Source organism: Streptomyces sp. NPDC017246 (assembly GCF_044331325.1).
Taxonomy (GTDB): Bacteria; Actinomycetota; Actinomycetes; order Streptomycetales; family Streptomycetaceae; genus Streptomyces.
Genome location: NZ_JBIRMW010000024.1, coordinates 34,286 through 54,100 on the forward strand (window position 1 = coordinate 34,286; position 19,815 = coordinate 54,100).

General features: G+C 70.5%; 20 protein-coding genes and 6 pseudogenes. 9 read left to right on the top strand and 17 right to left on the bottom strand.

Annotated features, from left to right (window positions below):
• Positions 1 to 32 precede the first annotated feature (32 nt).
• From ACH4MY_RS36040 to ACH4MY_RS36050, 3 genes are all read left to right on the top strand, one after another.
• Positions 33 to 1,505 carry an AAA family ATPase gene (locus ACH4MY_RS36040; RefSeq protein WP_398008831.1) on the top strand — a complete coding sequence of 491 codons (1,473 nt, stop codon included), beginning with the start codon at positions 33 to 35 and terminating at the stop codon, positions 1,503 to 1,505.
• Positions 1,506 to 1,598: 93 nt separating this feature from the next.
• Positions 1,599 to 1,793 (top strand): hypothetical protein, encoded by a 195-nt coding sequence (locus ACH4MY_RS36045; protein WP_398008769.1) that lies wholly within the window; start codon positions 1,599 to 1,601, stop codon positions 1,791 to 1,793.
• 11 nt (positions 1,794 to 1,804) lie between these two features.
• Positions 1,805 to 2,263 carry a cyclic nucleotide-binding/CBS domain-containing protein gene (locus ACH4MY_RS36050; protein ID WP_398008771.1) on the top strand — a complete coding sequence of 153 codons (459 nt, stop codon included), beginning with the start codon at positions 1,805 to 1,807 and terminating at the stop codon, positions 2,261 to 2,263.
• A gap of 19 nt (positions 2,264 to 2,282) precedes the next feature.
• Here ACH4MY_RS36050 and ACH4MY_RS36055 read toward each other — a convergent pair whose 3' ends face one another.
• The 3 genes and pseudogenes from ACH4MY_RS36055 to ACH4MY_RS36065 form a co-directional block, all read right to left on the bottom strand.
• Entirely contained in the window at positions 2,283 to 2,801 is a 519-nt protein-coding gene (locus ACH4MY_RS36055; RefSeq protein WP_398008773.1) for an RtcB family protein, read from the bottom strand.
• A 77-nt stretch (positions 2,802 to 2,878) separates the two neighbouring features.
• Positions 2,879 to 3,253 (bottom strand): annotated as a pseudogene (locus ACH4MY_RS36060) (RtcB family protein); the annotation flags it as partial.
• An 86-nt stretch (positions 3,254 to 3,339) separates the two neighbouring features.
• Positions 3,340 to 3,618: pseudogene (locus ACH4MY_RS36065) on the bottom strand (hypothetical protein); the annotation flags it as partial.
• On the opposite strand from ACH4MY_RS36065, the pseudogene ACH4MY_RS36070 reads away from it, so the two are divergent.
• A pseudogene (locus tag ACH4MY_RS36070) lies at positions 3,514 to 3,831 on the top strand (DNA polymerase/3'-5' exonuclease PolX); the annotation flags it as partial. The pseudogenes ACH4MY_RS36065 and ACH4MY_RS36070 overlap by 105 nt on opposite strands.
• A gap of 105 nt (positions 3,832 to 3,936) precedes the next feature.
• Here the strand turns inward: ACH4MY_RS36070 and ACH4MY_RS36075 are convergent.
• The 3 genes and pseudogenes from ACH4MY_RS36075 to ACH4MY_RS36085 form a co-directional block, all read right to left on the bottom strand.
• Positions 3,937 to 4,050 (bottom strand): annotated as a pseudogene (locus ACH4MY_RS36075) (archease); the annotation flags it as partial.
• Between the two features lie 135 nt (positions 4,051 to 4,185).
• Positions 4,186 to 4,692, bottom strand: a complete 507-nt coding sequence (locus ACH4MY_RS36080) for an HPP family protein (RefSeq protein WP_398008775.1) — start codon at positions 4,690 to 4,692, stop codon at positions 4,186 to 4,188.
• 151 nt (positions 4,693 to 4,843) lie between these two features.
• The gene (locus tag ACH4MY_RS36085) at positions 4,844 to 5,152 is read right to left on the bottom strand and encodes a DUF2267 domain-containing protein (protein ID WP_398008777.1); all 309 of its coding nucleotides are present in this window, start codon (positions 5,150 to 5,152) and stop codon (positions 4,844 to 4,846) included.
• Between the two features lie 273 nt (positions 5,153 to 5,425).
• Between ACH4MY_RS36085 and ACH4MY_RS36090 the strand changes: the two genes are divergently transcribed.
• A complete protein-coding gene (locus tag ACH4MY_RS36090) occupies positions 5,426 to 5,653 on the top strand; it encodes a hypothetical protein (protein WP_398008778.1) in 228 nt (75 codons plus the stop codon).
• Between the two features lie 183 nt (positions 5,654 to 5,836).
• On the opposite strand, the gene ACH4MY_RS36095 is transcribed toward ACH4MY_RS36090, so the two are convergent.
• The 3 genes from ACH4MY_RS36095 to ACH4MY_RS36105 all read right to left on the bottom strand — a co-directional run bounded on the left by ACH4MY_RS36095 (position 5,837) and on the right by ACH4MY_RS36105 (position 8,737).
• Positions 5,837 to 6,787 (bottom strand): ATP-dependent metallopeptidase FtsH/Yme1/Tma family protein, encoded by a 951-nt coding sequence (locus ACH4MY_RS36095; protein WP_398008833.1) that lies wholly within the window; start codon positions 6,785 to 6,787, stop codon positions 5,837 to 5,839.
• Positions 6,788 to 7,063: 276 nt separating this feature from the next.
• Positions 7,064 to 7,846 carry a CBS domain-containing protein gene (locus ACH4MY_RS36100; protein WP_398008780.1) on the bottom strand — a complete coding sequence of 261 codons (783 nt, stop codon included), beginning with the start codon at positions 7,844 to 7,846 and terminating at the stop codon, positions 7,064 to 7,066.
• Positions 7,847 to 7,918: 72 nt separating this feature from the next.
• Positions 7,919 to 8,737 carry a sigma 54 modulation/S30EA ribosomal C-terminal domain-containing protein gene (locus ACH4MY_RS36105; protein ID WP_398008782.1) on the bottom strand — a complete coding sequence of 273 codons (819 nt, stop codon included), beginning with the start codon at positions 8,735 to 8,737 and terminating at the stop codon, positions 7,919 to 7,921.
• Positions 8,738 to 9,419: 682 nt separating this feature from the next.
• On the opposite strand from ACH4MY_RS36105, the gene ACH4MY_RS36110 reads away from it, so the two are divergent.
• Positions 9,420 to 9,818 (top strand): DUF302 domain-containing protein, encoded by a 399-nt coding sequence (locus ACH4MY_RS36110; RefSeq protein WP_398008783.1) that lies wholly within the window; start codon positions 9,420 to 9,422, stop codon positions 9,816 to 9,818.
• A 62-nt stretch (positions 9,819 to 9,880) separates the two neighbouring features.
• Here ACH4MY_RS36110 and ACH4MY_RS36115 read toward each other — a convergent pair whose 3' ends face one another.
• The 3 genes from ACH4MY_RS36115 to ACH4MY_RS36125 all read right to left on the bottom strand — a co-directional run bounded on the left by ACH4MY_RS36115 (position 9,881) and on the right by ACH4MY_RS36125 (position 12,880).
• Positions 9,881 to 10,423, bottom strand: coding sequence for a flavodoxin domain-containing protein (locus ACH4MY_RS36115; RefSeq protein ID WP_398008785.1), 543 nt, complete (start codon positions 10,421 to 10,423; stop codon positions 9,881 to 9,883).
• A 264-nt stretch (positions 10,424 to 10,687) separates the two neighbouring features.
• Positions 10,688 to 11,842 carry a site-2 protease family protein gene (locus ACH4MY_RS36120; protein ID WP_398008787.1) on the bottom strand — a complete coding sequence of 385 codons (1,155 nt, stop codon included), beginning with the start codon at positions 11,840 to 11,842 and terminating at the stop codon, positions 10,688 to 10,690.
• 162 nt (positions 11,843 to 12,004) lie between these two features.
• Complete coding sequence (locus ACH4MY_RS36125; RefSeq protein ID WP_398008789.1) at positions 12,005 to 12,880, bottom strand: slipin family protein; 876 nt, start codon at positions 12,878 to 12,880, stop codon at positions 12,005 to 12,007.
• Positions 12,881 to 13,294: 414 nt separating this feature from the next.
• Between ACH4MY_RS36125 and ACH4MY_RS36130 the strand changes: the two are divergent.
• Positions 13,295 to 13,971, top strand: a pseudogene (locus ACH4MY_RS36130) (IS5 family transposase); the annotation flags it as partial.
• A gap of 322 nt (positions 13,972 to 14,293) precedes the next feature.
• Here ACH4MY_RS36130 and ACH4MY_RS36135 read toward each other — a convergent pair.
• The 4 genes and pseudogenes from ACH4MY_RS36135 to ACH4MY_RS36150 form a co-directional block, all read right to left on the bottom strand.
• The gene (locus ACH4MY_RS36135) at positions 14,294 to 15,178 is read right to left on the bottom strand and encodes a universal stress protein (RefSeq protein ID WP_398008791.1); all 885 of its coding nucleotides are present in this window, start codon (positions 15,176 to 15,178) and stop codon (positions 14,294 to 14,296) included.
• 396 nt (positions 15,179 to 15,574) lie between these two features.
• The gene (locus tag ACH4MY_RS36140) at positions 15,575 to 16,525 is read right to left on the bottom strand and encodes a hypothetical protein (protein ID WP_398008836.1); all 951 of its coding nucleotides are present in this window, start codon (positions 16,523 to 16,525) and stop codon (positions 15,575 to 15,577) included.
• A 217-nt stretch (positions 16,526 to 16,742) separates the two neighbouring features.
• Positions 16,743 to 17,273, bottom strand: a pseudogene (locus tag ACH4MY_RS36145) (AAA family ATPase); the annotation flags it as partial.
• Between the two features lie 21 nt (positions 17,274 to 17,294).
• The gene (locus ACH4MY_RS36150) at positions 17,295 to 17,576 is read right to left on the bottom strand and encodes an STAS domain-containing protein (RefSeq protein WP_398008793.1); all 282 of its coding nucleotides are present in this window, start codon (positions 17,574 to 17,576) and stop codon (positions 17,295 to 17,297) included.
• 379 nt (positions 17,577 to 17,955) lie between these two features.
• Between ACH4MY_RS36150 and ACH4MY_RS36155 the strand changes: the two genes are divergently transcribed.
• Entirely contained in the window at positions 17,956 to 18,636 is a 681-nt protein-coding gene (locus tag ACH4MY_RS36155; RefSeq protein WP_398008795.1) for a response regulator, read from the top strand.
• Between the two features lie 661 nt (positions 18,637 to 19,297).
• Here the strand turns inward: ACH4MY_RS36155 and ACH4MY_RS36160 are convergent.
• Positions 19,298 to 19,699: a pyridoxamine 5'-phosphate oxidase family protein gene (locus ACH4MY_RS36160; protein ID WP_398008835.1), complete on the bottom strand. Its 402-nt coding sequence runs from the start codon at positions 19,697 to 19,699 to the stop codon at positions 19,298 to 19,300.
• On the opposite strand from ACH4MY_RS36160, the gene ACH4MY_RS36165 reads away from it, so the two are divergent.
• Positions 19,640 to 19,798 (top strand): hypothetical protein, encoded by a 159-nt coding sequence (locus tag ACH4MY_RS36165; RefSeq protein ID WP_398008838.1) that lies wholly within the window; start codon positions 19,640 to 19,642, stop codon positions 19,796 to 19,798. The two genes, ACH4MY_RS36160 and ACH4MY_RS36165, sit on opposite strands and share 60 nt — an antisense overlap.
• Positions 19,799 to 19,815 lie beyond the last annotated feature (17 nt).

Below are 19,815 nucleotides of genomic sequence, written 5' to 3' on the forward strand. Positions count from 1 at the left end.
CCTCTGACACCGGCGCGCTACCGCGGGCGGAGGTGCGCGAGACCCATACCGCAGTCGTGTTCTTCGTCGGTGACCGCGCCTACAAGCTCAAGAAGCCGGTCGACCTGAAGTTCCTGGACTACACCACCGTGGAGGCACGACGGGCCGCATGCGAGCGGGAAGTCGCTCTCAACCGCCGCTTCGCCCCGGATGTCTACCTGGGTGTGGGCGAGATCCGGGTCCCTGACGCGGAAGCGCCCGAGCCTCTCGTGGCGATGCGCCGCATGCCAGCGGAGCGCCGCCTGTCCCGGCTCGTACGGGAGGGCGCGACTGTCGACGATGCCCTGCGGGCCGTCGCACGACTGCTTGTCACCCGCCACACGAGCGCACCCCACACGCCGGAGGTGGACGCGCAGGGCACACGCGACGCCCTGTCGTCACGCTGGGAAGCAAGCTTCGCGCAGGTCCGTGCGGTGTACGGAGAAGGCCGTGTACCCGAGGGCGTGGCGGAGATCGAGCAGCTGGTCCGCCGCTATCTCGCCGGACGTGAGCAGTTGTTCGAGATGCGCATCGAGCAGGGCCGGATCGTCGACGGCCACGGCGACCTGCTCGCCGACGACATCTTCTGCCTCGACGACGGTCCCCGTGTCCTGGACTGTCTGGAGTTCGACGACCACCTGCGCTTCGTCGACGGTCTCGACGACGCCGCCTTCCTCGCCATGGATCTGGAGCAGCTCGATGCCCCGGATCTGGCGGCGTTCTTCCTCGCCTGCTACAGCGAGCACTCCGGCGATCCCGCACCGCCCTCGCTGCGGCACCACTTCGTCGCCTATCGCGCGTTCGTCCGTGCCAAGGTCTCCTTGATCCAGGCACACCAAGGCGCGCCGGACGCCGGCCTCGCCGCACGGCGACTGATCACGACGACCCTGCGTCACCTGCGCACCTCCGCCGTCGGCCTGACCCTCGTCGGAGGGCTCCCCGGCAGCGGGAAGTCCACCCTCTCCGGCGCACTCGCCGACCGCCTGGGCGTCACACTCCTCAGCAGCGACCGCCTCCGCAAGGAACTCGCGGGCATCCCGGCGGAGCAGCCCGCTTCCGCCCCCTACGGCGAGGGCCTGTACACACCCGAGTGGACCGCCACTACCTACGCGGCCCTGCTGGAACGCGCAGCCACCCTGCTGTCCCGCGGCGAGTCCGTCGTCCTGGACGCCACCTGGTCGAGCGCCGGACAGCGCGAAGCGGCCCAGTGCGTGGCTGAACGCACCCATGCCGACCTCGTGGGCCTGCATTGCCAGGTCCCGGACGAGATGACGGCGGCCCGCCTGGAACACCGCGCCGCCGGACCGTCCGACGCCGACCTCGACGTGGCCACCGCAATCGCGGCGCGAGAGCCTCCGTGGACAGAAGCCATCACGATCGACACCAGTGGTCCCTTGGAAGCCGCGGTCTCCCAAGCGCTGGCGGTCGTACGCCCGCACGACACCGGCCCCCTGGTCTTCCGCCGCCCCTACATGGAGCCGGGATAGCAGCGAAGGACGCCGATGCGACCGACCCACAGCACGACTCACCCCATCGACCGGGAGAGCCCGCTCCCCCGTTCACCGCAAAAAGGAGACGTAATGACCGAGAACATCACCTCGAACGAGCACGAGAGGCTGCGCACCCTGGAGGCCCAGGTACAGGTCCTGGCTCAGGCTGTCAGAGCGCTCGCCGAAGGGCTGGAGGAGATCCCCTCGGAGGACACCGACAGGGAGAAGCAGGCGGCTCGCGGCGCCCGGCTGGCACACGAGCTGCTCCTGTCCCAGGGACTGTAGGAACCAGGCCGATGAAGGTCTCCGAAGCGATGAGCCATCCGGCGGTGTCCGTGCCCACGAGGACACCGCTGAGACAAGTCGCCCGAGAGATGGCCGAGTACGGGGTCGGTTCCGTGATCGTCACCGAGGGCGACACCCTCCGAGGCATCGTCACCGACCGCGACCTCGCGCTGGCCGCTCTCGCAAGAAGTCTCGACGCGGACGAGCTGATCGATTCGGTGATGACCTCGCCCGTGATCACGGTTGACGTCACCGATGACATCCACGTGGCCTACCGAACCTTCCGCAGGTCCGGGTTCCGTCGCCTTCCCGTCCTGGACGGTCACCGGGTCGTGGGCGTCCTGACCGTGGACGACATGCTCATCGACGTCTTCCAACGGTTGGCCGACCTCCTGGGCCCGGTCGCCTGGAGCGTCCTGGAGGAACCACCCGGGCCGCCCTCCGCGGACCCCCGCTCACGCGGGGCCTGACAGCGGGACGCCTGGTTGCTCATCCCTTGACGACCCCGAGCGGTACCAGCCGGGCGAGCCCCGCGCCCTCCGTGGCGACGGCCACGGCGTCGACGTCCTTGTAGGCGTCGGGCGCCTCCTCGGCAAGCGCACGCCAGGACTTCGGCCGTACAGCGATGCCGTGCGATTCCAGCTCCTCGTGCAGTTGCTCGCCGCGGACGGGGCGCAGCGCCTGGTGGCGGCTCCAGACGCGGCCGGCGCCGTGGGCGGAGGACCAGAAGGCGGCGTTGCCGACGATGCCGGCCATCACGTACGAGGCCGTGCCCATGGTGCCGGGCACAAGCACGGGCTGCCCGACCTCCGCCAGGTCGTCCGACAGGTCCGGGTGTCCGGGCGGCAGAGCCCGGGTGGCACCCTTGCGGTGGACGCACAACCGGCGCCGTACCCCGTCCACATCGTGAGTCTCGATCTTCGCCATGTTGTGGGAGACGTCGTAGACGAGGTCGAGGCCCGCCCCTGCGACGACGGTGAAGGCGTGGCGCGCGGCCTCGGTGAGCAATTGGCGGTTGGCGCGTCCCCGTAGTTGGCGGCGGCGGCCATCGCCCCCAGATAGGCGCTGCCCGGCGTGGAGACGGCGGGCGCGCAGGCCAACTGCCGGTCCGGCAGCTCGATGCCGAAGGAGCGCAGGGACTGGTCCATGACACGGACGTGATCGCTGCACACCTGGTGCCCCAGGCCGCGCGAACCACAGTGGATCATGACGCACACCTGACCTGTGTGCAGCCCGAAGGCGGTCGCGGTGGGCTCGTCGTACACCCGGTCCACGGCCTGCACCTCCAGGAAGTGGTTGGCCGACCCCAGACTGCCCACCTGCCGGAGTCCCCGGTCCACGGCGCGCTGGCCGACCTGTGACGGATCGGCCCCCGGCAAGGTCCCGCGGTCCTCGCAGCGCTCCAGGTCGCGGGGCACACCCCGGCCGTGCTCGACCGCGTAGGCGGCCCCGGAGACCATGAGTTCCTCCAGCTGGGAGCGCCCGACAGCTTCCACAGCCCGCCCGGTCCCAGGCCGCGAGGGACGGTGTCACCCAGGATGTCCATCAGGCGCCGCATCCATGGGGCCAGCGGGCCGCGGTCGATGCCGGCGGCAAACAGCCGTACGCGGCACGAGCTGTCGAAGCCGACGCCGCCGGGCGAGATCACTCCGCCGGCGTCCATGTCCGTGGCGGCCACCCCGCCGATTCGACACGGCGGTTCACGTGGCACGGATCCCCCTACTCGGTCACCGACCACGCTCCGGACCTGTCCGTGCAGCGCATGACCGACGAGAAGGTCCTGGACCAGCACGAACGCGTACGGGCACTGGACCGCAGGCACCATCGGATGCGCCTCCTGCACGGCACCGAGCTCAACGGAGCCCCGGGCAGGAGCGTGGACGGGCCCGACGCGTTCCTCGCTGGCTTCGACCTCTGCGTCACCTCGGTGCACTCCCACTTCAGCATCGACCGGCAGGCGGTGATCCGTCGGCTCGTCCGCGCCTGCGAGGACCCCCACGTCGGCATCATCGGCCATCCCACCACCCGCCTCATCGGCCATCTGGAAGACGCCCTTCACGCCGCCGTCGACGGGGGCGGGTTCCACGTCGACCGGGACCTCGCCCTCCGTGTCCAGCCGGTAGACGACCTCGTCCAAGAGCGCGACCAGCACGTCCTCGTCCCGCTCCGCCCGTATTTCCACGTCCCGCCGGCGGACACCCTCCGCCCCCGTCAAGTCCAGGAACGACGCGCAGACGCCTCGTACGGCCTGCGCCAGGCACTCCTCCCGGGTGGGGGCTCATGCCTCCACCCGCAGATCCGCCGTATGCGGCACATCGCGAAACCCACTGCGGCCAGCCGCGGGGTCCGGTCCCTTCACGCCCCTGTCTCCCTCGCGCGTCGCGTCCGGCAGTCAGGGAAAGGCCGTGCCACGGTAGCCCCGCCGGGGCGGCAGCCCGGGCAACACCGTGCCGGCCCGGGGACGCCGGTCCGCCGACTCCTCCCGCACCGGATGACCGGCCAGGGCCGCGACGATGTCGACCGCCGTCAGCACCCCGGCAAGATGCCCGTCCTCGGCCAGCGCCGGAAGGGCATCGGCGCCGGTGTACGTCATCATGTCGACCGCGTGGCGTACGGTCTGCTCCACGTGCACGAGCACCGGCCCGTGGCCCCGAAGGAGTTCATCCACCCGAACCTCCGACAGCGAAACGGCGGGAGCACCACACGCGACCGCCACATCAGCCCTCTCCAGCAAGCCGGCACAGCGACCGTCCGGACGCACCACCGGAAGGTGACGGCACCCCGACCGTTCCAACAGCTCCCACGCCACGAGCACCGTCTCACCGACGTCGACCGTGACCATGGCGGGGCGCATCACCGCGCCCACCGTCCGCGCCAGGACCTCGTCCTGCTCTTCCACGATCGCCTCCTCGGTCACAAGGGCCGGACTGCGGCTGCCCGCCTCCGCAGGGCTCGCCCGGAGGCGGGCAAGTCACCCCGAGTGGGGTTCGAGCGGTTCGGACTTCCGCACAGTTGACGCCATGCCAGCAGGCGCGGACCCGCAGCACCGATCAGCCGGTCGGCTGGAGAAGAATTGCTCGGATGTCGTGCGGGAGTTGCTCCAGTGCAGCCTCCGGGTGTCCGGGCGAGACGTGCTCGCGTACGACGCCGGTGACGACAGGAGCGATCCGGGGCACTTTCTCGGCAGTGACCTTGACCTCATGGACGAAGCGGTTGACGTAGCCTCCGCGGTCGTACTTGACCGGTACGGTGCTGGGATCCCAGCCGTCGTAGTACGCGCCCCGCAACAGGTCGGGGAGCTGGGCGGCGAAGTGGGCGGCCACGTCGACGGTGAGTCGGTCGCGGAGCGTGTGCAGCACGGGTCGAACTCGGCGGCCTTCCTCTGTCTACCCTACGGTGCAGGGAGGGAGAACCGCGCGCGGCGAACCGGACGTACGGGTGATGACGGCCGTCCCGATGCAGAGCTTCGCCGGGCCGTTCATCCGGCTGCGTGCGGACCGGCACCTGGGGCACGGCCGGATCGTGCTGCTGGCCGGAGGCATCGGACAGCCGTATGTCACGGCCGACTACGCAGCGGTGCAGCGATCCCTGGAGCTGTCGGCCGATGCGCTGCTGGTCGCCAAGCGCGCGGCGTGGACGGCGTCTACGACAGCGATCCGAAGACGCATCCGGACGCGAAACGGTACGTGCGTCCCACCTACCGGGAGGCGCTGGAGCAAAGGGTGAAGGTGCTGGACACCGCTGCCGTCGTGCTGGCCGAGGAGCAGGGCCTGGTCGTGCATGTCCTTCGATGCCGCGACGGCAGGTGCCATGGCGGCGATCTGCGAAGGGCGCGATATCGGCACCCGCGTCACCGCTGATTGACGTGCGGCAGCGTTTCGTTCCGCATCGGTGTGTGGGGCCACGGCGAGCAAGGCTCCGTCGATCGACGCCCGGTTCCAGCATCCCGGCACCGTGGCCCTGCGGTCGCGCCGTCGGGGAGCCAGGCGATACGCCCCGAAGTCCTGGCTCGCTGCGGGCTCCCGCCACCCGTTGCCTACTGGCTATGGACGGTGACCGTCGGGGCACGCGCTGCCGGGGCCCGACCCGAGCGGTGGTGCTTGCCTATGGCCGACCAAGCTCACTACGGAGGCAGCACGGCACGGGCACGGGCCGTCGTGGCCCGCACCGGCGTGTGCGTGGCGGCAATCGCGTACGCGCATGTCCCTGGGACCGACCGCACCTCGTACCGCAGCGGATCGCCTCAGAGCAGTCGCCTGTGACTCGGCTCTGCTACGCCCTGGGTCGTGGTCAGCCGCTCGGACACACCCCGGACACAACCTTGTTGCCGGAGGAGACGGCCATGACGGACAACGGAGGACGCCCCCGATCATGGTCGGCCTCGACCCCGATACGGGGAGACGCACGGCGCTTGCCTGGGCCGCCGACGAGGCGGAGCGCCGCCAGCTCCGGACCGGTGCGGACCAGTGCGCCGAGCCGGACAACGCACCACCGACCAGCGGGAACGCGGGATACATACTCGGCGCCTCGGTTCCGGAGCCACGGCGGGCACGGCAACCGCAGCGGGGCCGTGGCGCGTTCCTCGGCCTGGCGCACCAGGCGGGCGGTCTCCTTGTCGACGACGCGTTGCGTCTGCTCGGAGTAGGGCCGCCGCAGCGCGTCTTCGGCGCTGTCGCCCCGAGGTAACCGGGGGCACCGGAACCGTACCCGACGGGGCCCAGGGCCGAGGACAGGCCGAATTCGCGGACCATGTGGACGGCGATCTGGGTGGCGGTGATCTCCACCTTCCCGGACTGCAACTGCTGCTCCAGGCGGCTGTTGTCCAGGGCCGTGGGGATCCGGGGGGTGAACTTCCCGCCGTACTTGAGGGTTCCGCTGATCGCGCCCGTGTCCTTGATGTCGACCGTCTTGACCTGGCCGGTGCCCACTCTGCCGAGGAAGTCGCTGTACGACAGCGTCGCGCCTTGCTGGGAGGGGAAGCGCAGCAGGACCATGAGCAGGAGGACCAAGGTGGCGATGGGCAGCAGCCAGCGCGTCCACGAGGGCTTCGGCGAGGGCTCCGACGGCTTGGGCGGCTCACACGGAGGGCCGGATTTCGCCGAGCGCGACAGATGCCGGCCTGAGAGAAGGACTGATGTGATCACCGGACGACTCCCTTGACGGAAAGACGGCCCCCAGGCGAGGCGGTTCCCGGATTCGAAGAAGAGGGCGGATCGCGGGTGAGCGTCCCGCTTCAAGAATCGTGTGCGGGTCCCCCCACCCACCGGTGCTCAGCCGTCGCGTACCGTCAACTCGTCGAGGACGTCGGTCATCGGGTCGAGCCCTTTCACCTCGGCGAGCAGCCGCCCCCCTTCGTCGCCCGTCACGGAGCCACGAAGGCGGACCACTCCCTGCTGGACCGTGGCCTCCACCGTGTCGGCAACCTCGGGGAACACCTGCCTGATGCGGCCCCGCACGCCCTCGAGGATGGTCACGTCGTCCCCGAGCAGGGCGTCCAGCAGGGTGTGCCGGTGAACGGAGCCCACCAGCCGCCCGTCCGGCTCCGCCACGGGAACGTGCTTGAGTCGGGACAGGGCCATCAGCCAGGCGGCCTCGGAGACCGTCGTGTCCGGCTGGACGGTGACGGCAGGGCTGGTCATGAGGGTCTCGGCCGTCTCCTCGCCCGGCTCGGCCGTGGGCCTGGTCTCCCGTACCTGGCTCGCCGCGCTGGGCCGGTGCGTCCATGCGGCGACCGCGGCGAGCAGGTCGGCCTCGGACACGGCACCCGTGACCCGGCCGTCGGTGTCGGCGACGGGCAGCGACCCCGTCTCGTGCTCCGACAGCGCGCGGACGATGCCGGGCAGGGTGGTGTCCCCGGCGGCGGGGGCGCGGTCATCAGATCGCGTACGAGGAGGGCGGTACGGGGTGCCTGGGCAGCGGGCCGAGATGTCTTGGCGGCGGACACGTTCGCGATCGCGCCGACGTAGCGCAGCAGGGCGTCCTGCCGCTGCTGTTCGTCGGGCCGCCAGCCGAGCGGGCACGGCTCGCCTCGGCACCCGCTGCGAACTTCTCATGCTCTTTCATGGCGATATCCCCAGATGCGGTCATGGCGTCCGCGCCTGGGACAGCACGGTGGCTCGTGCGGGTCAGGCCGCTGTGGTGGAAGGCTCGCGGGCAGTGGGGGTGATGAGGCCGTAGTGGCCGTCGTAGCGGTGGTAGAGGACGTTCCCGCGGCCGGTGTCGGCGTCGGCGAAGAAGACGAACGGCCAGCCGGTGACGTCCAGGCGCTCCTTCGCCTCCGTGACACGCATGCGAGGGGCGGCGGCCGGGCTGACGGTCAGCGGGACGGCAACCGGGCCGATCAGGTCAGGTTGCGGATGCACCTGCGCCAGCCGGTATCCCGCCGGGTCCGAGTGGTACAGGACGCTGTCCTGGCCCGATCCGGCATCGGTGAACAGCTGGAAGCCGTAGTCCAACCTCTCCAGGTCATCGGCCGCCTCGTCGGGCGATTCGTAGGCGAGGGCGAACGCCTTGTGCCGGACGACCTCGCGTTCCTCGGCCGGGCGCGGGAAGTAGTCGGGGCGATGGGCGGGCTCGTCACCGTGCCGCCATGGGTGGGCGGCTCCCGGCGGATGCGTTCGGCCGCGTCGGGCCTCCCAGTGCTCCGCCATCCGCGCCAGCACGACTTCGAGCAGGTCCCGCAGGAGATCGGCCGCCTCCGTGGCATTGCTGCCCGCCACGTGTGCGCGGGCGGGCTTGCCGTTGACGTCGAGATTCGCCTGGGCCGTCACGGGCCGCTCCATCGCCGGGTTCGCGTAGCGGGTCAGCTTCACCCGGGCGAAGAGCACCGGCCCCGGTGCCTGGCCGAACACGGCCCGCACCTTGTCCCGGGCATAGTCGGCGTCCTCGGCGGACACACCACCCCGGGTCTCCACCTGCACGTCCACGAGGGGTTGTGACGCCATTCGTTTCATGGTGACCTCCGCTGCGAGGAGGAGTTCGCGTGGCCGGCATGCCCCCACATCTCCTGGTCGGGCAGGGGTTCATCAGCCGGCCGGACCGCCGGGGCTGCTTGCCCCGGGGACTTTTCATGCCATGTGCAGGGGCCAGTGGCCCGTCGTACGCGGGTCCCTTCGATGCCACCAGGCCGGGGAGCTCGGTTCCAGCCACCAGTCCTCACTCGTCATCCAGTCTTCCTTCGATCCACGAGACTCGCAGCGGGCCGAACGGCCCTTCCCTGGGGCTGACAGGTCCGCCTACCGGATCGGTGCGACGACGACTCGCAGCACGATCAGTCCTGAGAATCATCGTTTCGCGGAGGTGAACCGCGACCCGTACATCGCGGGTCCGCCGGCGGGGAAGGCGGGCGGCGGCGGTCCGTCACATCGAAAGCGGCAGCGCCGGACCACGCCGTACGCCATCGATGTGCGACGCCCCTGTCGAGTCCGCGTACGGGCAGGCGGCGAACAGAAGAGCCGGAGCGAACCGCATTGCCACCGCCGGGGTGGTTCGCCTCCGGACGAGTGCGGTCAGGGCATCATGCTGTTGGTCGCGGCCCGGCCCGGGCCGCCCGTACAGCAGCACGACGACCGGGGCCGGACATGTGCCCGACGAGGTCGTCATCATCGGAACAGTGAGGTGGAGAGCATGCCGTACGACCGCACCGTCAAGCCGGCGGGGACCTTCGAGGCGACCGTGGAGGCCGTTCGCCGTGCACTGGGGGAGCAGGGCTTCGGCATCCTGACCGAGATCGACGTCCAGGCCACGCTCAAGGCGAAGCTCGACCACGACATGGAGCCCTACCTGATCCTCGGGGCGTGCAATCCCCCGCTCGCCCGACAGGCGCTGGACGCCGACCGCTCGGTCGGGCTGCTCCTGCCCTGCAATGTCGTGGTCCGCACCGACGGCGACCAGGTGATCGTGCAGGCGATCGACCCCTCCACCATGGTCGCTCTCACCGGCGTCGACGCCATGACCCCGGTCGCGGACGAGGCTACCCGCCGCCTCGACGCCGCACTCGCCTCCCTCGCGGAAGGCGGTGCGTGAGCGGGCGAACACCGTGCTGGCCGACCTGCCCTCCGCGAGGGCCGGTCGGCCGTGGGAGGCCGTCAGTCTGCGGGGCCGCGTGCGCGCAGGGCCGTGAGCTGCCTTGCGATGTCGTCCGCCCATGCCTCGACCGCCGCCCAGTCCCGGTGGTCTCCGTAACGACAGCCGAGCAGACGGAAGAGCACAGCCCCCTTGCGGTCCAGGTGTTCGCGCCGGATCACGCCCGAGAAGCGCCGATGCTCCCGGGGAAGGACGACGTCGACGAGCGCGGCGACACGCGGCTGCACGGCGCGGTCGGCCAGCAGGCGCAAGAGCCTGGGCAGGGCGGCGGACATCCCGACGCTGAACATCCACACCGGCTGCTCACGCAACCCCTCGGCGCCGACCCGGACGGCGGCTTCCGCCGTCGGCAGCCAGGCTCCGTCATGAACCGCGCTCCCCATGACGAACGCGTCAGCCCGCGGGAGCCCCTGCCCGCCGAGGGCCGAGGCCAGCTCCCGCACGTCGACATGGTGACCGTGAGTTCTCAGGCGAGCGCCGATCCGTGAGGCGATCTCCTGCGTCGAGTGATGCTCGGAGGCGTACAGGACGCGTACAAATGCCATGGTTCTGCCTCCGTGTCTGGGATCCGCCGCGAAGGCGGCGGCACTAAGCGGAATAAGTAGGACTCGGGAAGTCCTCTCCGGAGGGCTGCGCAGGCGGCCGCCGCATCAGCCCGGACTGCCTGCGGCTCTTCCGTGATCGCCTCCTAGGTCGCATGAGTCCGGACACGCAGAGGCCGACGTCCCATGTGCAGGATCGGCGTTTCCTGATCCATCGGCAGGACAGTGCACGCGTTCGCCGGACCTCTGCACGCCGACGTAGGGGCATTACGCACCCCGGCCTCCACCGCGGCCGCGCGGGACGCTCGTCATCAGCCACGTGACCGTGCGGCTGACGTCCGACGCGGAGACGATGCCGACCAGCCTCTTCCGGTCGAGCACCAGGGCCCGATGCTCGGCGCCCGGCTGCATGCGCGGCAGCAGATCCGCCAGGGGATCGTCCGCGCCGACGACCGTGACCTCCGTCAGCGGCAGCATGACCCGCTCCACCGTCACGGCGTGCTGCCGGTCCTCCGGCACCTTCCTGGCCAAGTCCAGAGTCATGAGGCCGACGGGCGCGGAGCCGTCGCCGGTCACCGGAAAGGCCGAATGGCGAAACCGGTAGTGCGGGTCGGCCAGGAAGGCCGCCACCGTGAGGCCGACGGGAACCGTGACCGGATCCGGTGTCATGGCCTGCCGTACCGGAATGCCGGCGAGAACGGCACGCAGCTGTGCCTGCTGCCCCTCCGTGGTGGCCGCGGCAACCAGGAACCAGCCGATCATCGCCAGCCACAGTCCGCCGAAGACGTCTCCCCGCACGAACAGGAACAGTCCCACCACCGTCAGGAACCAGCCGAAAGCGCGACCGGCCGCCGTCGCGCCCGCGGTCGCGCGCAGCCGGTCTCCCGTACGCCACCACAGGAAGGCACGCAGCAGGCGCCCGCCGTCCAACGGAGCGGCCGGAACGATGTTGAACGCCGCCAGCAGGATGTTGATCGCCGCGAGCCAGGCCAGCGCCTCGACGGCCAGCCCCGGCGCGGCCGTCGTGTCGAGCAGCCACGCGGCAAGCGTGAAGAGCCCGCCCAGAACGAGGCTGACCAGGGGACCGACGCCCGCGATCCGCAGCTCCGCCGCCGGGTTCGGCGCCTCCGCCTTGAGCCGTGCCACACCGCCGAGCAGCCACAGGACGATGTCGTCCACCTCGACCCCGTTACGCCGGGCGACGATCGCGTGCGCCAGCTCGTGCGCGAGCAGAGAAGCGAAGAAGACCACGGCGGTCAGGATCCCTGCAGCCCAGTACGCCGGCCAGCCGTGGCCCGGGTGCGCCTCGGGCAGACGGCCCTCCGCGAGCCCGAGGGCGATCACGGCGAAAATGAGCAGAACGCTCCAGTGGACTCCGATCCGGACCCCTGCGATCCGTCCCAGAACGAACGTCGGCCGCATGGTGCTCTCCCAACGTCAGATGCGTGACGGGTCCACAGTCGCCGCGTCCCCTCTACGGAGGCCGGCGTCTGCGGACAAACTCCTCGTTCTCGGCCTGCTCCGGGATCTGTCCGGCCCCGCCGTCGGGGGCACCGCGTGCCGTGGGTGACCGCGTGCTCGCGCCTACGCAAAACGCTTGGCTTCGGCCACCTCGTCCGGTGCCGCTGCGCCGGCCGGCTTGCCCAGGTCGAATGCCGATACGGGCTTGGGGGCGGGCCGCGCCGTGGCGGCGGTCGCTTCGCGGGCGAGGAAGGCGCCGAGGTCCCCGATGGTGCTCATCAGCGGTGCAGGGAAGACCACGGTGGTGTTCTTGTCCACACCGATCTCGATCAGGCTCTGCAGGTTGCGAAGTTGCAGGGCGAGCGGGTGAGCCATCATCGTGTCGGAGGCGTCACCCAGGGCGGCAGCGGCGAGGGACTCCCCCTCGGCGCTGATGATCTTGGCGCGCTTCTCCCGCTCGGCCTCGGCCTGTCGGGCCATCGCGCGCTTCATGGACTCCGGCAGCTGGATGTCCTTGAGCTCGACCAGCGTGACCTCGACACCCCACTCCGTAGTGGTCACGTCGAGCATCTGACGGATGTCCAGGTTGATGCGGTCCGTCTCGGACAGCGTCTGGTCCAGCGTGTGCTGCCCGACGACCTTGCGCAGAGTGGTCTGGGCGATCTGGTTGATCGCGGAGTTCACGTTCTCGATCGCGACGACCGACTTGACCGCGTCGACCACACGGAAGTAGGCCACGGCCGAGACATCGACGCTGACGTTGTCCTGGGTGATGATGCCCTGGGACTGGATGGGCATAGTGACGATGCGCAGCGAGACCCGGTGCAGGACGTCGACGAACGGGATGATGAACCGCAGCCCGGGCTCGCGCGTGCCGATCAGCCGGCCGAACCGGAAGAGGACTCCCCGCTCGTACTGCCGGACGATACGTACCGCCATCGCGAGCGTGATCAATACCAGGACGACCAGCACCACCACGACGGTGATCAGAATGGTCATGTCTCGCTCCCAAGCAGGATGCGCTGCGGCGAGCGCCCGTCAGAACGAAGCATCACCTGAGCCGGGCGTCTGTGGCGCAGAACCGTTTCCCGGTCCCACTGCGAGGCTGCCCCACTGGAGCCGCCGTACGGTAGGGCCGACAGGGCCTGTATCGCCGCCGCCCGGCCCCGTGGCCGCTCGTCCGCCGCCGGTGGCTCAGCGGCGGCGTGCGGTAAGGTCCGCGTGCGTCGGGTGGCTCCACGCTCCGCCATGACGCACAGTGACACATGACGCTGTGGTTCCCCACATGCTCGATCACGGAAGCTTGCGTCCGGAGCCCTGCTTCCTTGCTGTGGGACCTGCGGCGGAAAGCCGTCGGGGCCAGCCGATGCAGGCATGCGTCGGGCGTCTAGGACGTGTCTGACAGTTGATCTTGTGGTGGGTCGTGGTGAGCTGACGGATGCGGCGTGGGAGCGGATAGCGCCGTTGTTGCCGGGTGTTGACGGGCGAGGTCGTCCGTGGCGGGATCATCGACAGGTCATTGACGGGGTGTTGTGGCGGTTGCGGACCGGTGCTCCGTGGCGTGACCTGCCGGAACGCTATGGGCCGTGGCAGACGGTCTATGAGCGGTTCGCCCGCTGGGAGGCGGACGGCACCTGGGCCCGCCTGCTGGAGCAGGTCCAGGTCCGGGACGACTGGGTCGGAGTCGTGGAGTGGATGGTTTGGGTCGACTCCACGATCGACCGAGCCCACCAGCACGCCGCCGGAGCCCGTAAAAAGGGGCGGCGGCAGGGGGCGAACCGGAAGATCCGGGATGCGCGACGGCTGGCGAGGCGCTCGGCCGGTCCCGCGGTGGGCTGACCACGAAGGTCCCTCTCGTCTGCGACGGCCGTGGCCTGCCCCTGGCCGTCGGCGTCACGCCCGGCAACGTCAACGACTCCACCGTCTTCGACGAGGTCATGGACGAGGTGAGGGTGCCCCGGGCCGGCGCCGGACGGTCCCGCCGCAGGCCCGAGGCGGTCATCGCGGACAATGCGTACTCGTCCCGGGCGATCCGCCAGCCCCTACGGCGCAGGGGCATCCGGGCGGTGATCCCGGAGCGAGGCGGCGAGCACCCGACGGACGGCGTCTGCGGAATCGGCCCCCGGCTCTGGCGCGGATCTCCGACGCCTCCTCCTGGACGCCCGTGAGCCGGGAAAGCACCGGACCGAGTTCTGCGGCGGGATCGACCGTCCGGTCGGCGGGCACAGCGACGACGGCCGCACCGGGCGCGCCCACAAGCCGGAACCGTGCGAGGAAGGCCCGAAGTCGCATTCGGCGACCTTCTCTCCCACTTCGCTTCCAGTCACGCCCCCCCCGCTCCAGCTGTCGCCTCGAACCACGACCTGGGCCGGGGGCGGGTCGTCCGGACCGACGCCGGAGCGAGCCACTGGATCAGCGCGCACCAGGCTGGTGCACCACGGTGACCGGGCAGTGCGCGTGGTGCAGCACCGCCTGGCTCACCGAGCCCAGCAGCAGGCCCGCGAAACCACCGCGTCCCCGTGCGCCGACGACCAGGAGTGGCGCGGTGCCGCTTGCCTCGATCAGAGCCTCACGAGTGCCGCCGCGAGTCACCCGGAGCTCGACTGGGACGTCCGGGTAGCGCTCCCGGTGACCCGCGAGCGCCTCGGCGAGCAGACGCTCCTCGGCCTGGGCGAGCATGCCCGGACCGCTCGCATACGGTTCGGCTGGATCCTGCGGCGGGGGCATAGGGGCGTTCCACGTGGTCCAGACGTGCTGGGCCACGAGGCCCACACCGCGCAGCGCGGCCTCCGCGAACGCGAAATCCACCGCTGCCGCACCCGCCTGAGAGCCGTCGACCGCCAGCACGATCGGCCCGGTCGACTCCGACCGGTCCCGCACGACGAGCACGGGACATCGGCCGTGCGCTGCCAGGTGCACCGCCGTGGAGCCCACCAGCAGTCCCACGAACCCTCCCATGCCCCGGGACCCGACGACCACCAGCTCCGCCGCACGCGACTGTGCCTCCAGCACCGTCACCGGCTCCCCGACCACCACGGCATCGGTGACATCCACCGACGGCGCCACCGTCCTGGCCCGTTCCACCGCCTCAGCCAGCAGGCCCTCCGACATCTTCCGGATCTCGCCCTCGGCCGGCATCGGCAGGGCCTGCCACAACGGCATACGCGCCACCGGCCAGTGGAAGGCATGGACGATCCGCAGCCCCGCATCTCGCCACCGGGCCTCCCTGGCCGCCGCCTCGACGGCGCCAAGGCTCGACGCCGAACCGTCCGCTCCCACGATCACCAGACCACTCACGGCGCTCCTCCGCTCAGCCCCCATGTCAAGCCTCACCCCGGCGACGCTCGACGGCCACAGAGGAAACCGACCGGCAGATCCTCCTGATGTCGTGGACCGGCGACGCGAGTCGACCCGCCGCAGCCCGGAGCCGGTGGCTGGCTGCGTGTCGACACACGGTCGGGGCTGGTCCCCGAATCCCTCGCTCCCCCGAGGACCAGCCACGTCCCTGCCGACAGTGTCGGGGGCCGTGACCTGTCAGGAGCAGACGGCCTCGACGAACTTCCCGACCTGCTGCTCGTCCCGGTGCCTGGCGAGATCCGCCTCGCTGATCTCGCCGACGAGCCGGTGGTCATCGATCACCGGACCGGACCTTGGCCCCGGTCTCCCGTGTGGAGGGCGGCTGTGCCCTGTCGGTCACGGACGTCCTCCTTCCTCCGCGGTGCGCGGCCACGGTCCGTCGCCGTACACCTGCTCGGGTGATACGAGGAGCACCTCCCCGTTCGCCTCGGCGTCCCTCAGCGCCGGTCCGAAGCCCGCGGCTCCGTAGCAGGCGAGGCGGGTCTGGCCGGCGTCCTCGCCGAGAGCGGCGAGGTGCGCCCGCTGGTCGCGCAGCCGTTCGAGGTGGGGCGTGTCCATGGGGTGCGACCAGGAGACCAAGCCGATCGACAGCAGCGGACCGGGGCGGCGGCCTGATCGGCCGCGCACCACGACGTCCATGATCGCCGCCTCACCGGTGGTATGGGGCAGGGAGCCCGGCAGTGCGGATTCCGGCACGTCTCCGAAGAGCTCCGCCGCAGCGAACCGGGCCGCCCACTCCCGGCATATCTGAGCGAAATGCGGGCCCGCCACGTCTCTTTCGAACACGGACCGGGCCTGCCGCCAGATCTCGTCGATCTCCGTGGCACCCGCGTCCACGAGGTCGGAGCGGTGAGGGCGGATCACGGCGTGGTCGAAGGCCAGCAGCGGTTCGGCGATGCAGTAGTGGATCAGCCCAGGCTGGAAGGCGTCGGGCTCGCCGCGTACCAAGCCGCGCTCTTCGAGGTGGGACAGGATGTGCGGTACATCCGTCGCCGGCCGGTCGAGGAAATCGGCGATCTCACCGGGCGTGGAACGGCCGGCGGCGAGCGCGGCCACGGTGGAGTGGCATGCGGCGACGTCCCAACTGTCCGGTACCCGGTCCAGGATGTGCCCGGCCTTCCAGAACAGCGGCAGGCGCGGGCTGAGCACGCACTCGCGTATCCACCGGTCGAAGTCGGCGAAGCCGGCGGGAGGTCGTTCGCCTGCGGGGTCGAAGCGGAAAGCCACGCTGCCACCGACAACGGCGTGTACGCGCAGCGCGAGCGCGAGGTCGTCGATCGCCCACATTTCTCGTGCCTGCCGGTAGTCCGGGGGGGGCCATCTCCACGACCTGGTCCACCCACCTGTCGGAGGCACTGAGCAGCCGGCTCATCACCGGTGTCGTACTGCCGCAGAGCAGCAGCCGGAGCCGGGAGGAACTTCCTGGGCCGTCACCCAGCTGATGACACACCTCGTTGATCGTGGCCGGGAGCCCTGGGCTCTGCCGCACGACCTCGGGAAATCCGTCGATGACGACCAACGCGGTCGGGCCACGCCCCTCGGCCGCCAGCGTGAGCAGCGCGTCCCTCCATCCCGTCCAGTGAGGTGCCCGTGCGAGATCGGCACGGCGCGCGTACTGCTGGGCGAGCGCGCGCAGGGTCTCGGCCTGAGCGGCCTCCTGGCCGCTGAAGTAGAACCCGCCCGTCGCACGGGCCAGGGCCTTGAGAAGAAACGACTTGCCGTGCCCTCGTGGACCGGTGACGACACCGATCGCGGGCCTGGGACGCGGATCGTCGACGAACGCGACAAGCCTGTCCCACTCGGCCTCACGGTCGTAGAGCCCCTGAGGCCGGTCGACAGGGGTGCTCAGAGCTCCCACTGTTCTCTCCCCCTTCCCAGGACACCTCTCGTGCCTGTGGACGACCCGAAGACCGGGGCGAGGAGAGGGGGTCTTCGCCCCGCGCATCTCACGATACGAGCCGGGGAACAGACCGTGAGGGCCCGATCGGCCCCTGTGGGAACCCGTTCGGCCCCTCCCCGAGCGCCACCCGTGCATGCCGCCCTGGATGCCGGCCGCTCACGAGACGCTCGCGTCCAGGAGTCGCTGGGCGTCGGCACCGAGCCCGGTGAGCACGAAGTCGACGCCGACATTCCTGCAGATATGGTGGGTTCGGACGAGAGCACTCAGAGTAGCGGGCGAGGGCTCGGTCAGCGGGCCGTCCACGAGCACCCGCGTGGGACGGTGCGCCTGGACCAAGGCCGGGAGCGCACGCGCGACCGCAGCGCGGTTGGTGATGTCCAGGTCGCGATGGATCGTGACCCGGAGGATGTCTCCGTCCACGCTGTGACTGATGATCACGAGGTCCTCCCGTCCGTGGCGGAACGACGCCACTCGGCCACGCCGATCGGATGGCCCCTCGGCTGTCCCGGAGTCGAGCTGCGGGGCTCACGGAGATCCGGTGCGCGCGGTGAGCGGAGACAGACGCCCTCCAAGAGTGGCACCCGACGAAGAGGAACGCACCCGCGCCCGTCGGGTTCGTTCACAGCCCGACGGCACGGGCGGGCCGCACCACATGATCGATGACCTGGGCATCAGGGGGCACCTTGGCGGCGCCCCTCGCTCCGACCGCTGCGGCCGGGCGACGACGGCCGAGCGGGCCGCTTCCGCCGTGTGCGCGACCGATGCTCCTGAGACAATCGGGGCACAGCTTCTCGCCGTCCGTCGACTGGGGTCCGGCATGGCCGACGTCCTCACTCCACCCGCCCGGGTCTTCCTCGTGGACGACCACGAGGTCGTACTCCGAGGCGTGCGTGACCTGATCAACGACGAGCCGGACATGGAGGTGGTCGGGGAGGCTTCGTCGGCCGAGCAGGCACTGGCCCGCGGGCCTGCGCTGCGACCCGATGTCGTCGTTCTCGACGTACGGCTGCCGGACGGGAACGGTGTCTCGGTGTGCCGCGAACTGCGTTGCCGGGTACCGGGACTCGCCTGTCTGATGCTGACCTCGTTCGACGACGAGGAGGCTCTGCTGGACGCGATCATGGCGGGGGCCTCCGGCTACGTCCTCAAGCAGATCAAAGGCTCCGACCTGGTCGCGGCGATACGGACGGTGGCCGCGGGCGCGTCGATGTTGGATCCAGCCACTACGGCTCGCCTCATGAGCACCCTGCGCGGCCCTCAGGCCGGGAAGCCGCCAGAGGACGAACGCCTGGCCGTGCTGACGGAGCGCGAACACGCGGTGCTCGACCTGGTCGGCGAGGGACTGACCAATCATGAGATCGCCAAGCGTCTGTACCTGTCGGAGAAGACGGTCAAGAACCACATCTCACGTCTCCTCGGCAAGCTGGGCGTCGAGCGGCGCGTGCAAGCCGCGGTGATCGCCGCCGGGGCACACGAGCACGACGCGCCACACCTCTGACACCGACAGTCACCGTGGCGGCATCACCTACCGTCCAGCCGGGTGCCGGACGGCTTTCTCGGCTGCACCGGCCTCACCGCCCAAGGATTGCCGTGCGCTCGGCGAGGTTCCTCAGACCTCTGCACCTGCCACCCTCCGGAACGCCGGCACCGTTCGGCCATGGCCCAGGACCGTTCGGCCCTGTTCCAGCGACAGCAGCCGCGCGGAAGGTGAGAGGTGGTGACCACCTCGCCGGTTCCGTAGCGAACCACCACTGGAGAGGACGAACCGCCATGACGCTCCACCGTCCCGACGCGGCGCTGGTGACCTCGCTCGTCGAGGACTCGGTGACCGCCCCCTCCATGCAGAACGCCCAGCCGTGGCGATTACTCCACCGGGTGAACGGCGAGACCATCGAGGTGTACGGCGACCCCGCGCGTACGCTGCCAGAAGCCGACCCTCAGCACCGCGCCCTCCACCTGGGGTGTGGTGCCGCCGTCCTCAACATGCGGGTGGGGGCGGCCTGGCGGGGCTGGGGGACGTCCGTACGGCACTTGCCCGACCCCGACAGCCCCTTGTTCCTCGCGGAGGTGACGCTCCGCAAGGCCACCGACCCCGTCATGGACGACGCCCTCGCCATCCTTCAGCCGGTGCTGCGCCGCCGCCACACCAGCCGCTTCCCTTACACCGACGAACGCGTCCCGCAGGCGGTTCTCGACGCACTGCGGTCCGCTGCTCTGCTCGAAGGCAGCCGGCTGCTCACACCCGGCCCTTGGCACACCGACACCGTGCTCGACCTCGTACACGACTCCGAGCTGTTCGAGGCCATGGATACGGGTCTGCGTGCCGAGCTCTGCAGCCGTCGGGTGGCGAACGCTTCGGTGACGCGGCGGACCTGGCCCACGACGAGCACGCTCCAGCCCTGGCTGAAGGCCTCGTCCACGTGGTCGGCCTCAAAGGCGATCTCCTTCCCGTCCGTACGGACCACCGCCGCGCCCGGCGCCGTCATGAAGACGACCTCCCCGTGATCGATCTGGTAGTTGACGGGGAAGGCCGCAGGTCCGTCCTCGGTGGTGAAGACGATCCGCCCGACGCCGTGGGTGCCGAGCAGACGCCGGCACTCCGGCTCGTCCAGCTCGGCGAGCCGCGCATCGCGTCCTGCTCGGCCGGCGCCGTCCGGTAGTTCGGCCGTATACCCGG

What these genes read in the sequence shown, in the direction of transcription:
- ACH4MY_RS36045 (WP_398008769.1), top strand. Translation starts at nt 1,599, where the DNA reads ATGACCGAGAACATCACCTCGAACGAGCACGAGAGGCTGCGCACCCTG.
- ACH4MY_RS36050 (WP_398008771.1), top strand. Translation starts at nt 1,805, where the DNA reads ATGAAGGTCTCCGAAGCGATGAGCCATCCGGCGGTGTCCGTGCCCACG.
- ACH4MY_RS36095 (WP_398008833.1), bottom strand. Translation starts at nt 6,787, where the DNA reads ATGGTCCTGCTGCGCTTCCCCTCCCAGCAAGGCGCGACGCTGTCGTAC.
- ACH4MY_RS36100 (WP_398008780.1), bottom strand. Translation starts at nt 7,846, where the DNA reads ATGAGAAGTTCGCAGCGGGTGCCGAGGCGAGCCGTGCCCGCTCGGCTG.
- ACH4MY_RS36105 (WP_398008782.1), bottom strand. Translation starts at nt 8,737, where the DNA reads ATGGCGTCACAACCCCTCGTGGACGTGCAGGTGGAGACCCGGGGTGGT.
- ACH4MY_RS36110 (WP_398008783.1), top strand. Translation starts at nt 9,420, where the DNA reads ATGCCGTACGACCGCACCGTCAAGCCGGCGGGGACCTTCGAGGCGACC.
- ACH4MY_RS36115 (WP_398008785.1), bottom strand. Translation starts at nt 10,423, where the DNA reads ATGGCATTTGTACGCGTCCTGTACGCCTCCGAGCATCACTCGACGCAG.
- ACH4MY_RS36120 (WP_398008787.1), bottom strand. Translation starts at nt 11,842, where the DNA reads ATGCGGCCGACGTTCGTTCTGGGACGGATCGCAGGGGTCCGGATCGGA.
- ACH4MY_RS36125 (WP_398008789.1), bottom strand. Translation starts at nt 12,880, where the DNA reads ATGACCATTCTGATCACCGTCGTGGTGGTGCTGGTCGTCCTGGTATTG.
- ACH4MY_RS36140 (WP_398008836.1), bottom strand. Translation starts at nt 16,525, where the DNA reads ATGTGGGCGATCGACGACCTCGCGCTCGCGCTGCGCGTACACGCCGTT.
- ACH4MY_RS36155 (WP_398008795.1), top strand. Translation starts at nt 17,956, where the DNA reads ATGGCCGACGTCCTCACTCCACCCGCCCGGGTCTTCCTCGTGGACGAC.